Source organism: Pseudomonas sp. NFPP25, from assembly GCF_900116505.1.
GTDB classification, from domain to species: Bacteria; Pseudomonadota; Gammaproteobacteria; order Pseudomonadales; family Pseudomonadaceae; genus Aquipseudomonas; species Aquipseudomonas protegens.
The window spans coordinates 1-2,470 of record NZ_FPBG01000017.1; the positions used below are offsets into that span (position 1 = coordinate 1).

The following is a 2,470-nucleotide window of genomic DNA, read 5'->3' on the forward strand; positions in this document are numbered from 1 at the left end:
GGGGTTTCCCCATGTGAGAGTAGGTCATCGTCAAGATTAAATTCCGAAACCCCAACTGCGCATGCAGTTGGGGTTTTGTTTTTGCGCGCGAAAAATGGGTTTGATTTTTTGCTGTCTCGATCGACTTGCTCGTCAGGTGGGGGTTTCTATGCAATAGCGCTGGGCATGGCTATCATGCCTGCCTCATGGTGAGGCGGAAACTGCATGTCGACGTTGTTAGAGCTTCTGAAAGATGGGCGATTTCACTCGGGTCAGGCGCTCGGTCAGGCGCTGGGTGTTAGCCGTAGTGCTATATGGAAGCAGTTACAGCTTCTTGAGGCGGAGTTGGGGCTTGTCATTCATAAGGTGCGAGGCCGCGGTTACCAGCTGGCCACTCCAATCACATTGCTGAGCAGTGCTGAGATAGGCCGCTCCTCTATTTCCAGTGGCTCCTGGGATATCCGAATTCTCGACTCTATCGACTCCACGAATGCACAGGCGCTGCGATCCATTGAAGAAGGGAGTGTGGCTCCTTTTCTTGTGCTAGCTGAGCGCCAGACGGTGGGGCGAGGCCGTCGTGGTCGTAAGTGGGTAAGCCCTTTTGCCGAAAATATCTATTACAGCCTCGTCTTGCGTATGGACGGAGGTCTCCGGCAATTGGAAGGGCTTAGCCTGGTCGTTGGGTTGGCGGTCATGCATACCCTTCGTGAGTATGGAATTCCTGGTGCGGGTTTGAAGTGGCCAAATGATGTTTTGGTTGGTCAGAAGAAGGTCGCGGGGATACTTTTGGAGTTGGTGGGTGATCCTGCGGATGTGTGTCATGTGGTCCTGGGCATTGGGATCAATGTGAATATGCAAAGCGCTGAAGAGATCGATCAGAAGTGGACTTCGGTGAGGTTGGAGTCTGGCAAGGTTATTGATCGCAATCAGCTTGTTGCTCGATTGAATGAGGTTCTTGTGTCTTATCTGGAGCGTCATCGGCTGAATGGCTTCTCCGCGATCCAGGGTGAGTGGGAGCAAGGTCACCTCTGGCAGGGGCGTGCTGTGTCTCTGATCGCGGGCGTAAATAAGATCGATGGTGTTGTGTTGGGTATTGATCGCCAAGGAGCTTTGCGATTGAGCGTTGAGGGGGAGGAGAAAACGTATAGCGGCGGGGAGCTCAGTCTAAGGTTGCGTGATGGCTCATGAGTTCGGCCATCAATGTGCGCTTGCGCGATCTACGGCTAGGAGGTAGGGGCTGATTCCTTGTGTGGGGTGGGGCTTTGAGTGTTGCATCGGTTCCGCAAGATCAGCTTGTACGTGATCCATCTTTTCGAGTTGTTTAAGCCTTGTCCTCTGTCTTGAGGTTTTTATGCGCTGGTTGTTTCTGTTGTTATTGGTCCTCAATGGCTTTTATTACATCTGGCATCAGCAGGAAGCACCGCTTCGTGCGAAAGAGGTCACGCCTCTCTCACTCTATCGAGGTACTCAGCAGGATATCCGTTTGTTGAGTGAGTCTTCTGATTCGGTCGAGCGGCGGGATAAGGGTAAGTCAGGGGAGATTGATGCAAGCTGTCTTTATCTGGGGGGCTTTGCTCGTCGAGATACGGCTCAGATGTTGGAGCAGCGGCTGGTAGGGCTGGGGGCTGATGTCAGGCTGCAGTCCTTGAGTGTTCCTGGTTCTTCTGGTTTTTGGCTTCGTGTGGCTCCCGAGAGCAAGCATTTGCTGGATGATCTGCAACTGCAGAACCTTGCTAAAGAATTCAATGAGTTAAAACATAAAATAATGCCTTGCGAGGGGGTTGCAACTGTCGAATAGGTTGCATAGAATGGCGCCCGCTCCGCAGCGAAGACTTAACGAAGTCGGCGTCGCGAAGCGAGGTCAACGCAGCTAACCTCAAGATTTTATTGAGAAAATGCTTGACAGAAGGGTGGCATGATATAGAATGTCGCCTCGCTTAGGAGGGGTTCCCGAGCGGCCAAAGGGATCAGACTGTAAATCTGACGTCTACGACTTCGAAGGTTCGAATCCTTCCCCCTCCACCAGATTTAGCGAGAGCTGCAGGCTCCGCGGGTATAGTTTAGTGGTAGAACCTCAGCCTTCCAAGCTGATGATGCGGGTTCGATTCCCGCTACCCGCTCCAAGTTTGCAGGTTTTGCAAAGTGTTACGCTCTTGTAGCTCAGTTGGTAGAGCACACCCTTGGTAAGGGTGAGGTCAGCGGTTCAAATCCGCTCAAGAGCTCCATATAACAAGGCAGATATGAAAATATCTGCCTTTGTTTTAATGGCTTGGGTGACTTGCTCAATTCTTCTCCTAGGGGTGATTTCGATGGCTAAGGAAAAGTTCGAACGTAATAAGCCGCACGTTAACGTGGGTACTATCGGTCACGTTGACCACGGTAAAACCACTCTGACTGCTGCTCTGACTCGCGTTTGCTCCGAAGTTTTCGGTTCGGCTCGTGTTGACTTCGACAAGATCGACAGCGCCCCAGAAGAAAAAGCTCGTGGTAT

Annotated in this window: 3 protein-coding genes and 3 tRNA genes; all 6 read left to right on the top strand. The window is 51.9% G+C overall.

Annotated features, from left to right (window positions below):
• Positions 1-204 precede the first annotated feature (204 nt).
• Positions 205-1,167: a bifunctional biotin--[acetyl-CoA-carboxylase] ligase/biotin operon repressor BirA gene (gene birA, locus BM382_RS31350; RefSeq protein WP_072445094.1), complete on the top strand. Its 963-nt coding sequence runs from the start codon at positions 205-207 to the stop codon at positions 1,165-1,167.
• Positions 1,168-1,330: 163 nt separating this feature from the next.
• The gene (locus BM382_RS31355; RefSeq protein WP_072445095.1) at positions 1,331-1,777 is read left to right on the top strand and encodes a hypothetical protein; all 447 of its coding nucleotides are present in this window, start codon (positions 1,331-1,333) and stop codon (positions 1,775-1,777) included.
• Positions 1,778-1,919: 142 nt separating this feature from the next.
• Positions 1,920-2,004, top strand: a tRNA-Tyr gene (locus tag BM382_RS31360).
• Between the two features lie 24 nt (positions 2,005-2,028).
• Positions 2,029-2,102: transfer RNA gene (locus BM382_RS31365), tRNA-Gly, on the top strand.
• 26 nt (positions 2,103-2,128) lie between these two features.
• A tRNA-Thr gene (locus BM382_RS31370) sits at positions 2,129-2,204 on the top strand.
• 84 nt (positions 2,205-2,288) lie between these two features.
• The coding region (locus tag BM382_RS31375; RefSeq protein ID WP_239690444.1) for a GTP-binding protein at positions 2,289-2,470 on the top strand (182 nt) is incomplete at its 3' end.